Raw genomic sequence first — 18,617 nt, forward strand, 5'->3', positions numbered from 1 at the left:
CACTAGATTATTTGAAACTAAAAAGCTCAATGCCAGCGCGCTGGCATTGAGCTTTTAGCTAATTTGGATATTTTTTAGCCGCTATTTTTCGCCTTGCTCGCGGTCTTTTAAACCAAGTTTAGACATATCTACATCCTCTTCATCATCCAGTGTATTCCACAACTGTTTCTTCTGCGCCTTCTTTATCAACCCTTTCTCCATCCATAACAACAAAGCAGGCAAAATTGTTAAATTCGTAATCATCGCCAGTATCAATGTCAGTGATGTCAACCAACCCAATGCCTTGGTACCTCCAAACTGAGAGAAAGCAAAGATCATGAAACCTGCAAACAGGATCAGGGAAGTGTATACTATACTCAAACCTGTTTCATGAATAGTCTGTTTTACTGTCGCAGAGATATCCAGATTATGATGGGGTAACTCCTGCTTGAAGTTCACCAGGAAACGAATCGTTACATCAATCGCTATACCCAGCGCCACACTGAACACCAGTACCGTAGATGGCTTGAGCGGTACACCAGCCCAACCCATCACACCTGCTGTCAGTGCCAGCGGAATGATATTCGGAATCAGGGAGATGATCAGCATCTTGAATGAACGGAACAGATACAGCATACAGAAGATGATGAGTATAAAGGCCAGCAGAATACTCTCCATCAATCCATCGATGATGAAACGACTACCTTCCAGGAAAATCACCGTGCTACCTGTATATGTCACCTGGTAATGCGCTGTATCGAATATTTCATTGACTCTTGGTTTCAGTGAATCCAGGAGGATTGGTAAACGACGGGAACCTACGTCAGCCATATTTACACTCACCCTTGCTACCTGACGGCTGCTATCCATAAAGTTGGAAACCAGTTTTGTAAACATTGCTGCTTCCTTGCTAGCATTACCCGTATTCTTCATACGCAGGTAAGGCGCCAGGAAACCGATATCAAATGAGTTAGGTACTGCGTAGTTAGTACTGTCGCCATTGTAATAAGCCTGCTTTGCAAACTTAATACCCTGCACTACCGATAGTGGCTGTGCAAAGTCTGGTTGTGATGTTACCAGTTTAGACAACTGATCCAGTTTATCCAGCGTTTGCAGGTTGATTACACCATTCTTCTTTTTGGTATCTACAGCTATTTCCAGCGGCATTATACCCTTGAAATTGTGCTCAAAGAATTTGAGATCGGTATACAACCTGTCTTCCTTCGGTACATCGTCCAGCATAAAGCCTTCTGATTTCAGACGAAGCATACCGGTAACAGCTACGATCACCATCACTGCTGTACCAATGTATACCACAGGTCTGTATTTGAATACCAATGCATTCAGCCCATCAAGAAATGCGCGGAAGAAGCGGTTATTCATGTAACTGGTATGCTTCACCTTAGGTGCTGGCAAATAGCTCAATACCGATGGCAGGAAGATAAATGAGATCACAAAGATCAGCATGATATTCAGACCTGCTACGATACCAAATTCTTTCAGCAAAGAACTCTTGGTAAAGCAGAACACACCGAAACCAATGGCAGCTGTCAGGTTCGTAAACAAGGTCACGATACCCATACGCTGAATCATGTGCACCAGTGCCCTGGTTTTGTTCTGATCCTTTGCGAATTCTGTATGATATTTATTGAGGAAGTATACACAGTTCGGTATCCCTATCACCACTATCAACGGTGGGATCAGGGCTGTAAGCAATGTGATCTTGTAGCCTAACAATACAATCGTTGCTACTGACCAAACCACCCCCATCGCTACTACGATCATTGACATAAGCACAGACCCCAATGAACGAAAGAATACGAAGAGGATAAATGCTGTCAATACAAATGACAGGATCAGGAACATCTTCATCTCTTTTGCTACCATCACCGCCATGATTGTGCGGATCAGTGGCAGACCACTCATACGTACCTGTGTATGATGTCTGGCGCCGAAATCATCGCCCAGCGTCATAATGTCATTTACCACCTTAGAACGACCGGCTGTAGCCATCACCTGCTTGTTCACACTGATCATCATGAGATAAGCGTGTGTATCAGGATTGTACAACAGCCCTTTGTAAAAAGGAAGGTTATGAAATACATTACTCAGACTATCCAGCACCACCTGGTCCTGAATATTACCTTTGAATAAAGGCTGTGCGACAAGTTTGTGCGTACTGTCGTTCTTCAACAGATTGATGGCAACTGGTACACTCAGTACATTCTCTACATAAGGCACCTTCTTGAGGTCTTCATTGAGCTTTACGTAGTCTCTGAAAAATCCGGCATTAAAGAAACTGTCAGTCTGAACGCCCAATACGACCATGTTTCCATCCTGACCAAAGAGTTTTGTGAATTCCAGGTATTCCTGGTACTTCGGATTGTCAGTAGGAATGGCTTTGTTTGACTCATAAGATAACTGGACCTTGCTGGCGAAATATCCCATTACTGCGGTAGCTGCTAATAATGCTATCAGCAGTGGGAGCCTGAATTTTAGTACGAAACCCGCTAAGCGTTGCCACATAAGCATCGTTGAATTTAGTAGGTCGTAAAGGTAATTAAAGTTGTCTAAAAAAATGGGGCACTCAGCCTATATAACAGTAATTGTCATAAAGTAACAACATATAACTATTTTTGATGCATGTACCGGTTTCTGCTCTCCCTGTATCTTTTGTGCCTCGGTCCGCTGCTGCTATCAGCACAAACCCTTATCGGACAATGGCAGTCATGGTTACCCTCCCTGCCAGCTATCTCTGTAGCCATGCAAGGAGACAAGGTATATTACGCCACCAGTTCCGGGTTGTTTTCCCTGACCACTGGCGCCGAACAGGACATTACCAGGTATAGTAAAGTGAATGGTCTCCACGATATTGGCATCAGCACCATCTGTAGCAATGAAAACGGGGTACTGATCGCTTACCGCAACAGCAACCTCGACCTTTTGAGTGGAAGCAACAGCTATAACCTGCCCGATTTACAACGCAAACAAACCGCTGAGGATAAGACGATCTACCGTATTTATGCAGGTGGTACTAATACCTACCTGTGCACTGGATTGGGGGTAGTGGTGGTGAATACGACAGTACCCGAAATAGCGGCGACGTATGCCATCGGTTCTGTATATGGTTTTACCATGCTGAATAATCAATTGTATGCCGCTACATCTGCAGGGGTGAAGACTGCTCCATTGACTGGCAGTAACCCTTCCGATTACAGAAACTGGTCTATGGTAGGGCAGTTGACAGATACAGTGGATAATATTGTTTCTTATAATGGGCAGTTGATCTGTCAGCAGCATCAAAGTCTTTATATTTTGAATAACGGAGCATGGATACCCTACTACTCAGGTGCTACAAACATCGCTGTACAGGGTGACTACCTTACCGTTTCCAATGATACCAGTATTGTATATATAGGAAAAGACGGGAATGCCGGCACCCCCATTCAAAATGCGTTATTAAAAGCGATCCGCCAAACGACGGGGAATAACCAGTATACCTGGGTGGCCGACTCCCTGTACGGGTTGCTGCAATATGATGGTCAGGAGTTCTCTGCCATCAGCCTCAATGGCCCGGCCAGTATACTTACAGGGCAGCTGCTGTTTTACAACAATACCCTATACGCCCCTGCTGGTGGCGTTTCTGATAGCTGGGTAGCTAATAATAACGCCGGCGTTTACTATACTTATAATAGCAGCGGGGAATGGCATCAATATACCGATAACCTTCATGACATTATCACCATGGCTCCAGATCCTACAGGAGATGGGATGTATGCCGGCTCCTTTGGGGGAGGTCTGATACATATAGCCGCCGACGGTACCCGTACCTATGCCCTGCAAGGACAAAAAATCAGTGGTCTTACCAACGATGCCTCCGGCAATCTCTGGATAGCCGTTTATGGCGCTACCTACAACCTGGTATGTAAAAAACCAGATGGTACCTACCTTACTTTTCGCAGTACTTATGCACAAAGTGGCAATGCCATCAGCCAACTGGTCGCTGACGAAGCCGGGCAAATATGGATCGTATCTCCACAGAGCAACGGCCTTTTTGTATACAACACACTCACTAACGAATGGAAACAATTCAGACAGGGGAGTGGTCAGGGCAACCTGCCATCCAACGATGTATACTGTATAGCAAAAGATAAGAATGGTAGTCTCTGGGTGGGAACAGGCACCGGTATCGGCGTGATAGGATGTAGCACCTGCGATGCCGTCTGGCCGATTATTCAGCAGGACAATTTTGCCGGCTACCTTTTCCAGGATGAACAGGTGACGGCTATTGCCGTAGATGGCGCCAACCGTAAATGGGTCGGTACGCACAACGGTGTATGGCTTGTGAGCGAAGACGGCACCAGCATCGAAGAAAACTTTACTGCCAGCAATAGTCCTCTACCCGGCAACCAAATTTATAGTATCACTATCCATCCTACTACCGGCGAGGTGTATTTTGCTACCGATCAGGGTTTGATGTCGTACAGAGGCACTGCCACCGAAGGCAAAACCATGAGCAAAGATTCCGTACTGGTATTTCCGAACCCTGTGCCACATGACTACAGCGGCAATATTGCCATCAATGGTTTAACTGAAAATACATTAGTGAAGATTACCGATATCAACGGCAGAGTGGTATATCAAACGAGGTCCAAAGGTGGTCTTGCACTATGGAGTGGGCTGGATTATACAGGTCACCGACCTCAGACAGGCGTTTACCTTGTATTTGCTTCCAGTGCTACGACGGGAGAACATCTTGTAACGAAGATAGTGTTTATTAATTAGCCTATTTTTGCACTGTAATGTTACACAAAACACGTGGTATAGTCCTCAGAACGGTTAAGTATGGCGAAACCAGCGCCATTGTGACCATCTTCACAGAGCTGTTCGGTATCCAGTCTTATATGGTCAATGGCGTTCGCTCTTCGAAGCCTGCAGCCAAAGGCAACCTGTTTCAGCCAGGTAATATACTTGAACTTGTGGTGTATCATTATGAGCAGAAAACCATTCAGCGTATTTCTGAATTTAAGCTGGGCTATATCTGCACTTCTCTGCACTTCAATATCGTAAAGAATACTGTTGCGCTCTATCTCATAGAACTATTACAAAAAAGTCTGAAGCAACCGGAACAACACCTGGAGCTTTATTACTTTGCCGAAACTGCACTGGCGGCACTCGATCAGGCACCATTGAATGTTGCAGCAAATATACCTTTGTATTTTACTTTGAAACTGGCAGAACAACTGGGTTTCCGCCTGAATGGAAGGTATTCTGAATATGCCCCGTTCCTCGATTTACAGGAAGGCTCATTTACAGATCTGCCTCCACACCATAACAACTATCTGGATGCTGCGAATAGTGAAATTACAGACAGGCTATTCCAATGCCAGGCATGGGAACAACTGGGTGAAATAGTGATGAATAAAGATAAAAGAAGACGATTGCTGTATGCTTACCTGGACTTCTTCAAGCTACATATGCCTGACTTCCAGGAGATGAATTCTCCACCTATTTTGCACGAGATTCTTGATTAACATACTTCAGGGTAGTGGTCGTACCATCGAACTCCGCATACGTGAAGTAACGCAGCCAGTCACCCAGGTTGATATAGTGACTGTTGGGGCCTACCTCCAGATCTAAAGGCAGGTGACGATGACCGTATATAAAGTAGTCGTAGTGGGTCGTTTTTAAAATGTCTTTGCTGTATACTGCCAGCCACTCATTCTCTTCTCCAAGGAATTTTTCTTCATGCTCTCCGCCGGTAGCCGTGCGGCTTTTACGGCTGAAGTAGTTAGCGAGTCCAATACCCCATGATGGATGAATAAGGGAAAATAACCAACGGCACACAGGATTACGGAACACCTTTTTTAGCATCTTGTAACCATGATCGCCGGGGCCTAAACCATCTCCATGACCAATGTAAAATTGCTTGCCAGCAATGTCGTAAGTCTGTGGTTCGTAATATACCGGAATATCCAGTTCATCTTCGAAATAGCCATTCATCCACATATCATGATTTCCAATGAATACTGAGATGCCAATACCGTTGTCACGCAGTTCTGCCAGCTTCCCCAACAGGCGGGTATAGCCTTTAGGAATCACCTCCTTGTACTCAAACCAGAAATCGAAGATATCGCCTACGAGAAAGATATGGCCAGCATCCTTAGACACTTCATTCAACCATGCTACGATCTTACGCTCCCGATCCCTGCTGCGTACCATATCTGGTGCACCCAGGTGAAAGTCTGAAGCGAAATAAACACGTTTGCCAGCCGGAAGTTGAATGTGATGATGCATGAGCCTTTTAATTGCGCGTGCAAAGATGAAGAAAAATTGTGATTACCTGATACCAGCTTCCTGTACGGCGGTTTCGATATCGGTGATATCTGCCTTTACCGGATCATTGTAGCTGTCGAACAGGAAGACTTCCCAGGCATATTTTTCATGCATGAGGTTAATGTCTACGTCTTCGCCGTTCTTCTTATGAAACTTCAGTTTCAGCTTAGAGGTGCTGATGATCTTTACACCCAGTTTAGCGAGGTAAGCACTGTCTGCTACCAGGGCTGCATTGTTGGATTGTTCCATAGCAGCAAACGAGTTCTTGCTGAACGTATTTTTCAGGTAGGTCAGCTTATCGCCTGCGGGATGGAAAATAACGGCACAGGTATCCGTAATGACGAGGGTGGTGGTAGAATCTTTAAAGTTACCACCTCCTCCACTACCACAGGAGGCGCACATGACGATGATGGAAATAAAAAACAATAACCGTGTCACTTGCTTGATTATTTAAAAGAACAGCGCATGACGAGGTCACGCGCTGTACGAATATTGTTAACTGATAATTGACTTATTCATCTACCAGAAATACATACACTTCTTTCGGACCATGTATACCTACTACCAGTGTTTTCTCAATGTCTGCCGTGCGGCTTGGACCAGAGGCAAAGTGAATAGAGGAGGGAAGGTCTCCCTGATATTTCTCTTTCATTCTTACGATGGCATCTTTCAGGTCAAACACCAGCTGATGAGTATATGCGATCACCAAATGTACGGGTGTATATACTGATAGTGCTCTTCCTGAAGGCTGTGCTGCGCTAAGTACGATAGTACCTGTGCGGGCCACCAGCATTTCGCAGTCAGTAATGGCTGCGCTGGCAGAGTGCATATCACCTTTGTTGAGGCCTGACAGTTGATTCAGCTGCAGATCTTTGATCAGTGACGGGGTCTGGCAGATGATATCTGACCATTCCCTGGTGGCGGCCAGTGCCTGCAGGTTTTCCAGCAGTTCGGCCTTACTGGTACAAAAAACGAATTTGCCCTGCAAGCGGGCAAATTCTTCTGCAAATTTCATTTCCAGTCCTTCATGTTCCTTCACGAATACGGAGTTGTTGCCCTCCGAGTTAGGGAAGGGCAACTGTACCGACTGGCTTAATGCATTTCTTACTCTTTTGAGAATATTTTCCTTGGCAGGAGATACTTTCATATCAACTTACGCATTAGCAGTAGCTGGTGAAGGATTGATCAGATCACTAGGATGCACACCGTCAGTAGTCAGACCTTTGTTGGCTGCCAGGTGTTCTCTGTGTACATCGTAAGGACGTCTGCCGATCAGTCTTTCCAGATCTGCCTGGTATAATACTTCTTTTTTAAGCAGTTCACCAGCCAGCACTCTTACATTGTCGATCTTATCAGACAATAGCGCTTTGGTACGCTGGTAAGCTTTTTCGATCAGGGCACGTACTTCTTCGTCAATCATTTTTGCTGTCTCTTCAGAGTAAGGCTTGGTGAAAGACTGATCACTGTTCGGATCGTAGAAGGATACGTTACCAACTTTATCGTTCATACCATACACGGTTACCATTGCATAGGCCATACGGGTGATCACCTGCAGGTCATTCTGGGCACCGGTTGATACTTTACCGAATACGATGTCTTCTACTGCGCGGCCACCCAGGGTCATACAGATATCGTCCATCAGCTGTTCGGTGTTATAGAGGTATTGTTCTTTCGGTAAGTATTGTGCATATCCAAGTGCAGCTACACCACGGGGAACGATTGTTACTTTCACCAGCGGATTAGCATGCTCCAGGTACCAGCCACAAATAGCGTGACCAGCTTCATGGTATGCGATAATCTCTTTTTCTTCAGGAGAGATGATCTTGTTTTTCTTTTCCAAACCACCGATTACCCTGTCAACGGCATCGTTAAAGTCATCCATTTCTACTTCCGTCTTGCCTTTACGCGCAGCGATCAGGGCTGCTTCGTTACATACGTTGGCAATATCGGCGCCGGCAAAACCCGGAGTCATGGAAGCCAGTTTCTTGATATCGAGGATTGGAGAAGTCTTGATTGGTTTCAGATGCACATCGAAGATCGCTTCACGACCAGCCAGATCCGGCTTATCGATAGAGATCTGACGATCAAAACGACCTGGACGCAGCAGCGCACTATCCAGTACATCCGGACGGTTGGTGGCAGCGAGGATGATGATACCACTGTCGGTACCGAAACCATCCATTTCTACCAGCAGCTGGTTGAGGGTGTTTTCACGCTCATCGTTGCTCATCATTACATTCTTACCTCTGGCACGACCGATCGCATCAATTTCATCGATGAAGATGATACATGGTGCTTTTTCACGGGCCTGTTTGAACAGGTCACGTACACGGCTGGCACCCACGCCCACGAACAGTTCTACGAAGTCAGAACCGGACATAGAGAAGAATGGTACCTGTGCTTCACCGGCCATTGCTTTGGCCAGCAGGGTCTTACCAGTACCCGGAGGGCCTACCAGTAGTGCACCCTTTGGTATTTTACCACCGAGGGCGGTGTATTTTTTCGGATTCTTCAGGAAGTCTACGATTTCCATTACTTCCACCTTCGCTTCGTCGAGACCGGCTACATCACTAAAGGTGATGTTGACACGGGTACCTTTGTCGAAGAGGGTTGCTTTAGACTTTCCGATATTGAAGATGCCGCCAGGGCCTCCACTGCCACCGGCAGGTCCACCCATTTTACGCATCAGCAGGATCCAGAGGCCAATAAGCAGTACCAATGGTAACAGTAATTGAATGAATGGTTCAAACCAACCCTGTCTGTCTTCGTAGGTGACTTTCACCTGGTCTTCCAGTGGGGTATTGGCCTGTGCCTTGTCCATATCAGTCTTGAAGCTTTCTTCACTACCAATAGTAAAACGGTAATGAGGACCCTGGTTTACACGCCCCAAGTTGCCTTTAGATACTTTGTCAAATTTGGGTTCATTAAGACGGTCTCTCTTTATGTAAACCTCTACTGATTTCTTATTTACAACCACCAGCTTATCTACATCACCTGGTTTTAGGTAATCCAGCTGGAATTCCTGCCAGCTTATATCCCTGGGCGGTGGGTTAAAGGGAAACCAGTTCATTGCCAGCAGGGCAATACCTATAAAGGCATAGACCCAGTATATATTGAACTTTGGTCCTTTTTTAGGCGATTTGTCTGACCCCTTGTTGAAGTTGTTGCCTCTTTCCATAATCTTTCGCTCCTTTACGGATGTCGGGTAATAGTTAAAAGTTATTAGTTAGTCTCATTATGCTCCATTCGTTCGGCATCACTCCACATATCTTCCAGACCATAAAATTGTCTGGTTTCCGGTTGGAATACATGCACCACAACATTCACATAATCTACAAGAATCCATTGTTGTGCGGTAAAGCCCTCATGTTTGTAAGGGGTTTCTCCTGTATGCTTTTGCACCTGATCTTCCACGAAGTCAGCAATAGCCCGCACCTGTGTGTTGGAGTTAGCCTCACATATAACAAAGAAATCAGCCACAGCTTCAGGAATCTGGCGCAGATCCAGGGAAACTATGTTTTCTCCCTTTTTTTCCTGGATGGCCTTGATGATGGTGGAAAAAATCTCGCTTTCTCTACTCAGGCGCGTAAGCGCTTTCTTTCTCGTACTCAGAACGGTTAAGGGTGCCAATAAAATCTCTTTTGGTTAAAAATAAACTTTAATTGTCAAAATTACTAAACAAGCCTGAAATAACGCCGGAATAAAACGAAGGTACCTCAAGGTGATGACCGAACGTTTGCCGGGTGTTAATGCTTAAGAACCACTGACTTGCTATGGCTTTCGGCAGCTTGGCACGAGGCCGTTTTTATGACTGTTAAGGAAAAGATAAAATGATTTACTTTGCCTTTTCAAAAATAAACCAATCCATTTCTTTCCAATGACAGGACAGCCTTTTTATATCTTAGATTCAGTAGACAGCACCAATAACTATGCCATGGAGCAGGTAAATACAGGCCTGGTGACATCCGGTACAGCCTGGTTTGCAATGGAACAAACTGCGGGAAAAGGACAGCGTGGAAAGCAATGGTCATCGCACAAAGGTGAAAACATCGCTTTGACGATAGCGCTACAACCCACTATGCTACCACTTTCCAGGCAGTTTTTGCTGAGTGCGGCAGTAGCGCTCGGTGCTGCTGATTTCTTTGCAAAATATGCTGGTGATGAGACAGCTATTAAATGGAGTAATGATATTTATTGGCGTGACAGAAAGGCAGCAGGCATTTTGATCGAAAATGTACTGCGTGGCAATACATGGCAATATGCCATAACAGGTATCGGGTTCAACATCAATCAGGCTTCTTTCCCGTCACATTTACCGAATCCGGTGTCACTCAAACAAATAACCGGGAAGAATTGGGATTCAGTGGAGTTAGCACAGGATCTGTGTACGTTTCTGCACAAGAGATTTGAACAATTACATCCTGCTTATTATAATGATTTGCTGGAAGAATATAAGAGCAAACTGGTGCGTATGAACAAACCCGGCCTATATCGTAAGGATGGGGAGATTTTCGAAGGCATCATCAGGGATGTACTGCCAGATGGAAAATTATGCCTTGAAAAAGCAGGAAATATTTTAACGCTCGGATTTGGGGAGATCGAATTTATTTTTCCTAAGTGATATGTCCGGTTTTGTTTGTTGCGAACACTTAAAATGATACGGATTACGTGCCGCGGTCATGTTTAAGAATATAGGTTGGATGACGGGGTCACGTAATCCGTTATAATATCTTGTTTACTGCAGAGCGGGTAGTTGGTTGTTGTTTCATAGCAGTTCATCAAAAAGCCAGATGAAAACAAGATTTTGGTTGATAAAGGGTAGGACTAAATTGTGAAAATTTTGTTAATTTATCAAATTAAAAAATGCAACGGGGAAACATATAATTTTAATTTCTAACTGTTTATAACTTATTCACTACCATTAAAAGTAAAGTTAGGGGCTTTTTATTGCAGGATTCAGATGGCGATCTTTCGCTAATTTTATTGTAGGTTGAACACCACCCTCAAAGCTCCTGCAAAAAGTACATTCGCTGTTCACCCGCGCTCAGCAAATCCCTGCCGAACTTTTATCAGTGCTACCAGACGTGGCTTTGAAGAGCCTGCGAACTTTATACACTTTTTCAAAAGTCAGACCGGGCATACGCCACTTACTTACAGAATGAAATAAGTTATTTGGCCTTATACCCCCAGTCCTGCAACCATTTGATCACTTTCTCTTTGTAATCACCCTGGATCAGGATCTGCCCATCTTTTGCACTGCCACCGGTACCGCATTTTGTTTTAAGGTCTTTGCCCAGTTTTTGCAGGTCTTCATCTTTCCCTACGAATCCATCTACCAGTGTCACTACTTTTCCTGCACGCTGCTTCGTATCCAGCTTTACACGTAACTGCTGCTGAGCAGGAGGGAGGGTGTTCACGTCTTCCTGTTCATTATCATTATCTGGTGCAAAATTGGGATCTGTGGAATAAACGATCCCGCCGCCGCTATTTCTCTTTTTGGACATACTTCTAATTTTAAATTATGCAACAATCACCTGCAGGGAAGCGGGTTCTATCCTGAAGAGTACCTCCCCCTGACTGGTAAGGGGTACTGCATCTCCATCTACCTGCAAATAGGCCAGCTCCGGGCTCCTGACCAGGATTTGCTTACCCATGTAATGGTTCATGTAACTGGTCTTGTCGATATTGCCAATCAGTGAAAAGAAACCCAAAGGTACTAATCCAAAGAAAGGCATAGGTGGCACCACACAAATATCCAGGTTGCCATCGAAGACACTTGCGTTTGGCGCCAATTTGAACTCATATCCAAACTGGTTACCATTAGCTACTGTGAACATAAATGCTCTTTGCTCCAATTGCTGCCCGTCGATATCAATTTTATAGGAAGGCCCTTTGTACTTGTTGAAACTGCTGATCACCAGCTTGGCATAGCCCCACAATCCTCTCTTCTTCGTATTTCTGAACTGGTCGGCAATGAGGGCATCAAAGCCAACGCCGGCATTGCTAAGAAATAAGTGTTCGTTGGCATAACCGATGTCAATAGGTTTGCGCTTCCCATTGGCGATCAGTTCCAATGCCAAAGGCACTTTTAGCGGAATCTTCAGCGCCCTGGCCAGGCCATTACCACTGCCCAGCGGTATCACAGCGAGTGCGGTATCAGTTCCTACCAATCCCTGTGCGATTTCATTGATGGAGCCATCTCCACCTACTGCTACCACTGTATCTACACCGTGGGATGCAGCTTCGCGGGAGAGGTCAGCACCATGTCCCAGGTATTCCAGGTGTTTAATTTCTACTTGAAAGGCCTTAGGTGTCAGGTACCGCCGGATCACGCCTTCTAGTCGCTTCTCTCTGTCAGTACCGGCTTTCCGGTTGATGATAAATAATATCTTTCTCAACGCTAGGGATATTTCTGTTTTAAATTGCTTTCAGACTCAGGTCAAGACTCACCGCATGGTGAATGACCGCTCCTGCCGATACGAAATCCACTCCCGTCTTTGCGTACTCTTCGATCGTATCAAGGTTAATGCCTCCTGAAGCCTCTGTTTCATATTTCCCATCTATCAGTAATAATGCCTGGTGCAATTGTGCTGGTGTAAAATTGTCCAGCATAATGCGATGTATCTTTCCAACGGTCAGTGCTTCTTTTACATCATCAAGATTACGGGTTTCCACTTCTATCTGCAAAGGTAATCCGTTCTCTTCGAGGTAAGCAACCGTTCTGTTTACAGCGGCAGTGATGCCACCTGCAAATTCAATATGGTTATCTTTCAGCATTACCATATCATACAGTCCCATTCTGTGATTAACACCCCCACCGATTTTAACCGCTTCCTTTTCCAATAGGCGGAAGTTAGGCGTCGTCTTGCGGGTATCCAGCAGTTTGGTATGGTAGCCACTCAGGCGCTGTACGTATTGATTGGTAAGAGTGGCAATGCCGCTCATGCGCTGCATGCAGTTCAGTACCAGTCTTTCGGCCATGAGCAGGGTATGTACGGAAGCATGCACTTCAAAGGCTGTTTCGCCGGAGGTCATTACTTCACCATCTTTCTTCAGGGGAGTAAATACGGTTTCAGGGTCCAGCAGGTGGAAAATGGTAGTGGCTACCTCCATTCCTGCTAAAATGCCATTCTCTTTTATCTTCAACCTGGCACCACCTCTGGCATTTGCCGGTATACATGCGAGGGTAGAGTGGTCTCCGTCTCCGATATCTTCTGCCAGTGCGTTGCGGATAAGGTTTGTTAATGCTGGTTCCTGTAACATACTATTGCTTTGAGACAACGAAAGTAAGAGAATTTTAAATCACGCTTTCAAACAAAAAAAGTCCGGAGATGTACTCCGGACTAAACAATATCAATCTTAACAATCATTACTTGTTTTCAAAACGAAGCTCGTTGAGTACCATTGAGCCTCCCTTTTTTTGTAAGAAAAAGGACGTACGATATGAACCGCCGGAGGTACCCATATTACCGATACCGAAGCGGGATCCTCCACCGCCTTCTCCCTGATGGATCAGTTCGAAGGACTTGACCTGATTCTTTGAAAAAAAGTCTTTCAATATTATTTCAGCCTGTGACTTGCTATAAGAGCTGGATTTACCTGAGATGTTGATTTCAACAGTATTATCAAGATAGCGGGAGAGTGAACCAGCATCGCCCGATTTGATGGAGCTGACTACATCTTCAAAAGGTCCTGCAGCAGCGGGATTTAAAGCCGATGCTGACATTGTAAATGCAGTGACAATGCCTGCTAACAGCACCACTCCCAGCACATACATTATCTTTTTCATTGCCAGTATTTTAGTAGATAGTAAAGTTTTCATCATCAATGTGAAATGGGCTAAAACTATGCCAAACTGCGGGTTGACGCGGAAAATACAATTATCGTTGTATCATCCAATTGGTAATTAATGCAAATTTAAAAATATATAAATTTAGATTAAAACTTAAGTGCGTGTTATGACATCTAAATTCAGAAGGGGCTGATATGAATTTTGCTGCCAAATGATCAAATTACTAGTGGAATTGAAGTATGCTTGTTAACTTTACGACCTTACTGCTTTAAAATCTCAACCGGATATATGGAAAAGAAAAAAGCCATGCTCGTTATCATGGATGGATGGGGACAAGGACAGGTTCCTTCCGCTGACGCAATAGCAAATGCCAAGACACCTTTCGTGAGCAGTCTTTATTCAAAGTACCCACACAGTACGCTCGTGACTTGTGGCGAACAGGTAGGCTTACCGGACGGACAAATGGGCAACTCAGAAGTAGGTCACCTGAACCTTGGTGCTGGCCGTATTGTATACCAGGAACTCCAGCGTATCAATGTAGCTGTCCGCACTGGAGAACTGGCATCTAACGCTGTGTTGCAGGAAACTTTCAACTACGCTAAAGACAAAGATAAAGCCCTTCACCTGATTGGTCTGGTGAGCGACGGTGGTGTACACTCTCATATTACCCATCTGAAAGCCCTGACCCAGATCGCGAAGGAAAAAGGCCTGACCAAAGTATATATCCACGCCTTCACCGATGGCCGCGATACAGATCCTAAAGGTGGCCTCGGCTACTTCTCTGACCTGCTGCCTCACCTGGCACAAACTACCGGTCAGGTAGCCAGCATCACAGGTCGCTACTACGCTATGGACCGCGATAAACGCTGGGAACGCGTAAAACTGGCTTACGATGCCCTGGTAAATGGTACAGGTACCCCTGCTACCGATGTACTGGCAGCTGTAAAAGCTTCTTACGAAGCGGGTGTAACTGACGAATTTATCAAACCAGTGATCATCACTGACGCTGCTGGTAAACCAGTGACCACCATCCAGGACGGTGATGCCGTTCTCTGCTTCAACTTCCGTACTGACCGTTGTCGTGAAATCACCCAGGTGCTCACTCAACAGGCTTTCCCTGATTTCGATATGAAACCACTGAACCTGTTCTACACCACCATGACTGAGTATGATAAAACATACAAAGGCGTGCACGTGATCTTCGAAAACGATAACCTGACCAATACCCTGGGTGAAGTGCTGGAACAAAACAGCCGTACCCAGATCCGTATTGCGGAAACTGAAAAATATCCACACGTATCTTTCTTCTTCTCCGGTGGCCGCGAAAAAGAATTTAATGGCGAACGCCGTCTGATCGTATCTTCTCCTAAAGTAGCTACTTACGACCTGCAGCCAGAAATGAGCGCATTCGAAGTAACAGATACCATCGTAGCTGAAATCAACCAGAAATCAGCTGACTTCATCGCCCTCAATTTCGCTAATGCTGACATGGTGGGGCATACCGGTATCTGGGAAGCCGCTATCAAAGCAGTAGAAACTGTAGATACCTGCGTAAGCAAGGTAGTTGCAGCTGCGCTGGCGAACGATTATACCGTGTTCCTGACTGCTGACCACGGAAATGCTGACTTCATGGTAAACGGCGACGGTACACCCAATACCGCTCACACCCTGAATCTTGTACCTTACTTCATCATCAGCAATGATTTCAAAGGTGAAGTAAAACCTGGTAAACTGGGTGACGTAGCACCTACCATCCTGACCCTGATGGGATTACCTATCCCTAAGGAAATGAGTGGTAATGTCCTTGTTTAATTGATGCACTGACAATACAAAAAGGCCGTTCTGTGAGTACAGAACGGCCTTTTTATTTTTCCCCATTACCTGTAACTATTCACGTAGGTAAACCGTTTTACGTTTTTAGTGCTCTCGACAGATTTGCTCATGCATCAGATGCGCCGTCTTCACGGCGCATTATTTTTTACCGCTTACTTTAGCAGCAGTTCAGTTTGCTGTTCCTTTCAATTCCTCATACTTCGCTACCTTTGCTGCATGAAATTTTTCTGGACATTACTGACTGGCACTATACTCTTTACATCCTGCAAAACCGGCTCTTCCACCCCTTCTCCAACTGGCAGCGGATACAGGGACCTAAAAGGCTTCTTTCAGGATGAGCTCAACGGACTGGAACTACAAAAACCCGGGTTATTCAAAACAGTTTCATTGAATACAAAGCATGATAGTGTCACTATCACCGCACCCGATTCCCTGCAACTACATAATATGCTCGCACCCTTTATGGATGTAGACCTCCACAAACCAAGTTTGCAGGGTGCCTACGATACCATTTTGCTGGCAGATCAGTTCACCGGCAAGCGTTCCCTGATGTACAAGGCAAAAGATGATGCGACCCTGCCCCAGGAAATTATTATTGAATTGGACAATGCACAACATATCACTGCCGTACAACTGAACAGACATGTACGCAACCTCGTTTATGAATACGAACAAAACCTCGAGTATCAGCACAATCATCATATCCGGATCACGACAAGACAGCATATCGCTTTCCTGCCCGAAAAAGAACTGGATATTAAGATTGCGATGATGCACCTTTAATGACTTTATTGATCAGATGACAGCAGCGGAGTTTTCACAGATATCACATACCATTCCCCTTCAACCCGGTATTTATAAATACTATAATGAAGGTGGCGAGCTCCTGTACGTGGGCAAAGCGAAAAGCCTGCGGAAACGGGTGAGCTCTTATTTTGCAAAGAATCACGATAGCTTTAAGACCAGGAAACTGGTCGAACATATTCATCATATTGAGTTTACCATCGTTGGCTCCGAACAGGATGCTTTTCTGCTGGAAAACTCACTGATTAAACAGTTCCAGCCTAAGTTCAATATCAACCTCAAGGACGATAAAACATATCCTTATCTCGTGATCAAACATGAGTCCTTTCCAAGGGTGTTATTTACCCGGAATGTGATTAAGGATGGATCGGAATACCTGGGGCCTTATACTTCCGTGTGGAGAGTCAAAGAACTGATGGAAGTGATCAGGTACAACATTCCATTACGTACCTGTACACTGAATCTTTCTCCACAGAATATTGCAAAGGGTAAATACAAAGTATGTCTTGAATATCATCTGGGCAACTGTAAAGGTCCTTGCGAAGGCTTGCAGACAGAAGACGATTACAGAGAAGGCTTGTCGCAGGTAAAGAACATACTGAGAGGCAACCTCTCTCCAATATTGCAACTGTTTCGCACACAGATGCAGGAGCATGCTATGAACATGGAATTTGAGAAGGCAGAGATTATGAGAAAGAAGATTGAAAAACTACAGGATTATCAATCCAAATCCACCATTGTAAATACAAAGGTGGGCCATGTAGATGTCTTCTCTATCATCAGTGAAGGAAACCATGCATATGTGAATTACCTCCGTGTGTTGAATGGAACAATTGCGGATACAAAAACAGTGACACTGGAGAAAAAACTGGAAGAAGAAAATGAGGAGGTGTTGGCGTATGCGATCAACTATCTGAGAGATGCTTTCAAGAGTGTAACAAGAGAGATCATTGTGCCCATTGAAATAGAATATCCGGAAGAGAATGTAATAGTCACTGTACCCAAAGGAGGCGATAAGAAGAAACTACTGGAACTCTCTGAGAAGAATGTTAATTACTTCAAAGAAGAGTTGCATCGTAAAAAGATCCTGCACCTGGAAGGCAAGAGTGATATGGAGAAGAAAAAGGTGTTGTATCAGTTGCAGGCAGATCTTGAACTGGTTGATTTACCCACGCATATTGAGTGTTTCGATAACTCGAACTTTCAGGGTGCATATCCGGTATCTGCCTGTGTAGTATTCAAAGATGGTGTAGCGTCTAAAAAAGACTATCGTCATTTCAATGTGAAAACCGTAGAAGGGATCAATGACTTTGCTTCGATGAAGGAGGTCGTATTTCGCCGTTATAGCCGCTTATTGGCAGAGCAGCAGCCATTACCACAGCTGGTGATCATAGATGGTGGTAAGGGACAATTAGGGTCAGCAATGGAAAGTATCAGGGCATTAGACCTGGTGGGTAGTATGACGGTAGTGGGGCTGGCTAAAAATGAAGAAGAGATTTTCTTTCCGGGCGATAAGGATAGTATCAAATTGCCTTATGATAGTGAGAGCCTGAAACTGATAAGAAGAGTACGTGATGAGGTGCATAGATTTGGCATTACTTTTCACAGGAATAAGCGAAGTAAAGGAACGTTTAAAAATGAGCTGGAAGGAATAAAGGGGATAGGGGAGAACACGGCAACGCAGTTGTTGAAAACGTTCAGGTCAGTGGCAAAGATTAAGTTGCTGGCGGAGGATGATCTGGTGAAGGAAGTAGGGGCGGCGAAAGCGAAATTGATTTACACTTATTTCCATCCATAAACCTAAAAGAGAGCGGGAATTGCGAATCGATTCCCGCTCTCTTTTAGCAAGAAAAAAGGGATCGCGCAATGCGAT

At 44.9% G+C, this 18,617-nt stretch carries 16 protein-coding genes; 6 read left to right on the forward strand and 10 right to left on the reverse strand.

From position 1 onward, the window contains the following. Positions 1-81: 81 nt before the first annotated feature. Positions 82-2,505 carry an efflux RND transporter permease subunit gene (locus QQL36_RS06780; RefSeq protein WP_321569361.1) on the reverse strand — a complete coding sequence of 808 codons (2,424 nt, stop codon included), beginning with the start codon at positions 2,503-2,505 and terminating at the stop codon, positions 82-84. 117 nt (positions 2,506-2,622) lie between these two features. On the opposite strand from QQL36_RS06780, the gene QQL36_RS06785 reads away from it, so the two are divergent. Together QQL36_RS06785 and recO are read left to right on the forward strand one after the other, a co-directional pair. Continuing rightward, complete coding sequence (locus QQL36_RS06785) at positions 2,623-4,764, forward strand: two-component regulator propeller domain-containing protein (protein ID WP_321569362.1); 2,142 nt, start codon at positions 2,623-2,625, stop codon at positions 4,762-4,764. Positions 4,765-4,781: 17 nt separating this feature from the next. After that, the gene (recO, locus tag QQL36_RS06790) at positions 4,782-5,513 is read left to right on the forward strand and encodes a DNA repair protein RecO (RefSeq protein WP_083723000.1); all 732 of its coding nucleotides are present in this window, start codon (positions 4,782-4,784) and stop codon (positions 5,511-5,513) included. Here recO and QQL36_RS06795 read toward each other — a convergent pair. The 5 genes from QQL36_RS06795 to rsfS form a co-directional block, all read right to left on the reverse strand. Further along, complete coding sequence (locus tag QQL36_RS06795) at positions 5,488-6,276, reverse strand: UDP-2,3-diacylglucosamine diphosphatase (RefSeq protein WP_321569363.1); 789 nt, start codon at positions 6,274-6,276, stop codon at positions 5,488-5,490. The genes recO and QQL36_RS06795 overlap by 26 nt on opposite strands. 42 nt (positions 6,277-6,318) lie before the next feature. After that, complete coding sequence (locus QQL36_RS06800) at positions 6,319-6,753, reverse strand: hypothetical protein (RefSeq protein ID WP_143708842.1); 435 nt, start codon at positions 6,751-6,753, stop codon at positions 6,319-6,321. Positions 6,754-6,826: 73 nt separating this feature from the next. Then, entirely contained in the window at positions 6,827-7,462 is a 636-nt protein-coding gene (locus QQL36_RS06805; RefSeq protein ID WP_083722997.1) for a LutC/YkgG family protein, read from the reverse strand. 6 nt (positions 7,463-7,468) lie between these two features. Continuing rightward, entirely contained in the window at positions 7,469-9,493 is a 2,025-nt protein-coding gene (gene ftsH / locus QQL36_RS06810; RefSeq protein ID WP_083722996.1) for an ATP-dependent zinc metalloprotease FtsH, read from the reverse strand. A gap of 44 nt (positions 9,494-9,537) precedes the next feature. After that, positions 9,538-9,945, reverse strand: coding sequence for a ribosome silencing factor (rsfS, locus tag QQL36_RS06815; RefSeq protein WP_083722995.1), 408 nt, complete (start codon positions 9,943-9,945; stop codon positions 9,538-9,540). A gap of 247 nt (positions 9,946-10,192) precedes the next feature. Between rsfS and QQL36_RS06820 the strand changes: the two genes are divergently transcribed. Further along, entirely contained in the window at positions 10,193-10,936 is a 744-nt protein-coding gene (locus QQL36_RS06820; protein WP_083722994.1) for a biotin--[acetyl-CoA-carboxylase] ligase, read from the forward strand. 547 nt (positions 10,937-11,483) lie between these two features. Here QQL36_RS06820 and QQL36_RS06825 read toward each other — a convergent pair. From QQL36_RS06825 to QQL36_RS06840, 4 genes are all read right to left on the reverse strand, one after another. Further along, positions 11,484-11,819 carry a translation initiation factor gene (locus QQL36_RS06825; protein ID WP_083722993.1) on the reverse strand — a complete coding sequence of 112 codons (336 nt, stop codon included), beginning with the start codon at positions 11,817-11,819 and terminating at the stop codon, positions 11,484-11,486. A 15-nt stretch (positions 11,820-11,834) separates the two neighbouring features. Further along, on the reverse strand, positions 11,835-12,713 hold the full coding sequence (locus QQL36_RS06830) for a diacylglycerol/lipid kinase family protein (RefSeq protein WP_179091114.1): 879 nt from the start codon (positions 12,711-12,713) through the stop codon (positions 11,835-11,837). 19 nt (positions 12,714-12,732) lie between these two features. Further along, the gene (nadC, locus tag QQL36_RS06835) at positions 12,733-13,578 is read right to left on the reverse strand and encodes a carboxylating nicotinate-nucleotide diphosphorylase (protein WP_321569364.1); all 846 of its coding nucleotides are present in this window, start codon (positions 13,576-13,578) and stop codon (positions 12,733-12,735) included. Between the two features lie 106 nt (positions 13,579-13,684). Then, positions 13,685-14,104, reverse strand: coding sequence for a DUF4783 domain-containing protein (locus tag QQL36_RS06840; RefSeq protein WP_179091113.1), 420 nt, complete (start codon positions 14,102-14,104; stop codon positions 13,685-13,687). Positions 14,105-14,395: 291 nt separating this feature from the next. Between QQL36_RS06840 and gpmI the strand changes: the two genes are divergently transcribed. The 3 genes from gpmI (at position 14,396) to uvrC (ending at position 18,542) form a co-directional block, all read left to right on the forward strand. Next, a complete protein-coding gene (gene gpmI, locus QQL36_RS06845; RefSeq protein ID WP_321569365.1) occupies positions 14,396-15,919 on the forward strand; it encodes a 2,3-bisphosphoglycerate-independent phosphoglycerate mutase in 1,524 nt (507 codons plus the stop codon). 237 nt (positions 15,920-16,156) lie between these two features. After that, the gene (locus QQL36_RS06850) at positions 16,157-16,723 is read left to right on the forward strand and encodes a hypothetical protein (RefSeq protein WP_083722988.1); all 567 of its coding nucleotides are present in this window, start codon (positions 16,157-16,159) and stop codon (positions 16,721-16,723) included. A 16-nt stretch (positions 16,724-16,739) separates the two neighbouring features. After that, a complete protein-coding gene (uvrC, locus tag QQL36_RS06855) occupies positions 16,740-18,542 on the forward strand; it encodes an excinuclease ABC subunit UvrC (protein ID WP_083722987.1) in 1,803 nt (600 codons plus the stop codon). The last annotated feature ends 75 nt before the right edge of the window (positions 18,543-18,617 follow it).

It is taken from the genome of Chitinophaga sp. LS1, from assembly GCF_034274695.1.
Classification (GTDB): domain Bacteria; phylum Bacteroidota; class Bacteroidia; order Chitinophagales; family Chitinophagaceae; genus Chitinophaga.

Bases quoted from the DNA above. Each gene is read 5' to 3' on its own strand.
- ftsH (WP_083722996.1), bottom strand. From the start codon at position 9,493: ATGGAAAGAGGCAACAACTTCAACAAGGGGTCAGACAAATCGCCTAAA.
- nadC (WP_321569364.1), bottom strand. From the start codon at position 13,578: ATGTTACAGGAACCAGCATTAACAAACCTTATCCGCAACGCACTGGCA.
- QQL36_RS06840 (WP_179091113.1), bottom strand. From the start codon at position 14,104: ATGAAAAAGATAATGTATGTGCTGGGAGTGGTGCTGTTAGCAGGCATT.
- QQL36_RS06805 (WP_083722997.1), bottom strand. From the start codon at position 7,462: ATGAAAGTATCTCCTGCCAAGGAAAATATTCTCAAAAGAGTAAGAAAT.
- recO (WP_083723000.1), top strand. From the start codon at position 4,782: ATGTTACACAAAACACGTGGTATAGTCCTCAGAACGGTTAAGTATGGC.
- gpmI (WP_321569365.1), top strand. From the start codon at position 14,396: ATGGAAAAGAAAAAAGCCATGCTCGTTATCATGGATGGATGGGGACAA.
- uvrC (WP_083722987.1), top strand. From the start codon at position 16,740: ATGACAGCAGCGGAGTTTTCACAGATATCACATACCATTCCCCTTCAA.
- QQL36_RS06785 (WP_321569362.1), top strand. From the start codon at position 2,623: ATGTACCGGTTTCTGCTCTCCCTGTATCTTTTGTGCCTCGGTCCGCTG.
- QQL36_RS06795 (WP_321569363.1), bottom strand. From the start codon at position 6,276: ATGCATCATCACATTCAACTTCCGGCTGGCAAACGTGTTTATTTCGCT.
- QQL36_RS06825 (WP_083722993.1), bottom strand. From the start codon at position 11,819: ATGTCCAAAAAGAGAAATAGCGGCGGCGGGATCGTTTATTCCACAGAT.
- QQL36_RS06850 (WP_083722988.1), top strand. From the start codon at position 16,157: ATGAAATTTTTCTGGACATTACTGACTGGCACTATACTCTTTACATCC.
- QQL36_RS06780 (WP_321569361.1), bottom strand. From the start codon at position 2,505: ATGTGGCAACGCTTAGCGGGTTTCGTACTAAAATTCAGGCTCCCACTG.
- QQL36_RS06820 (WP_083722994.1), top strand. From the start codon at position 10,193: ATGACAGGACAGCCTTTTTATATCTTAGATTCAGTAGACAGCACCAAT.